1 protein-coding gene is annotated in these 971 nt (G+C 71.6%); it reads right to left on the bottom strand.

Features of this window, described 5'->3' with window-relative positions; genetic code table 11:
* Positions 1-971, bottom strand: a 971-nt coding sequence (locus PUR61_RS16565) for an acyltransferase domain-containing protein (protein WP_329879617.1), incomplete at both ends; no start/stop codon positions are given.

Raw genomic sequence — 971 nt, forward strand, 5'->3', positions numbered from 1 at the left:
CGGGCTTGCGGACCTGGTCCACCCAGTACTCCGGGTCCGACCACTGCCCTAGCCCGACCGGGCGGCCTGTCACGGAGGACACCGCCGGGACCGAAGGCTCGGCGAAGGACAACCCACGCACCACGGCGCGGAAGTCCTCCAACATCGGCTCCATCAGCCGGGAGTGGAAGGCGTGACTGGTCCGCAGGCGGCTGGACTTCCAGCCCCGCCCGCCCGCCGCCTCCGCGACGGCGTCGATCACGGCTTCCAGCCCCGCGACCACCACGGCCCCAGAACCGTTCACCACCGCGACATCCACGTCCGGGAACGCCGCCAGCACCTCCGCCTCGGAAGCACCCACCGCGAGCATCGCCCCACCCGACGGAAGAGCCTGCATCAACCTGCCACGCGCCGCGACCAGCGCCGCCGCGTCCGGCAGAGACAGCACCCCGGCCACATGCGCGGCAGCAACCTCACCGATCGAATGCCCCACCAGCACGTCCGCCCGCACACCCCAGTGCGCGAGCAGCGCATGCAAGGCGACCTCGACAGCGAACAACGCCGGCTGCGCGTACCCGGTGCGGTGGATCAGCTCCTCGTCCGCCAGCACCTCCGCCAACGGCCGGTCCAAGTGAGCATCCAGGTGCAACACCACCTGGTCGAACGCGTCCGCAAAGACCGGGAACGCCTCGTACAACCCCCGGCCCATCGACGCACGCTGCGCACCCTGACCCGTGAACAGGAACGCCACCCGCCCGGCACCCGCCGTACCGGTCAAGCTACCCGCCCCGGAAGCTACCGCGCCCAGCCCGGCCGTCAACCCCTCGGTGTCACCGGCGAGCACCACCGCCCGGTGAGCGAGCGCGGCACGGCGGATCGAGGCGGCGCCGAGATCCACCGGGCGAGCGATGTCCACCCCGGCGCTGTCGATCAGCTGTTGAGCCTGAGCACGCAGGGACGCCTCGTCCGTACCGGACAACAGCACCGGAGCC

This window comes from Streptomyces sp. BE20 (assembly GCF_036322525.1).
Lineage (GTDB): Bacteria > Actinomycetota > Actinomycetes > Streptomycetales > Streptomycetaceae > Kitasatospora.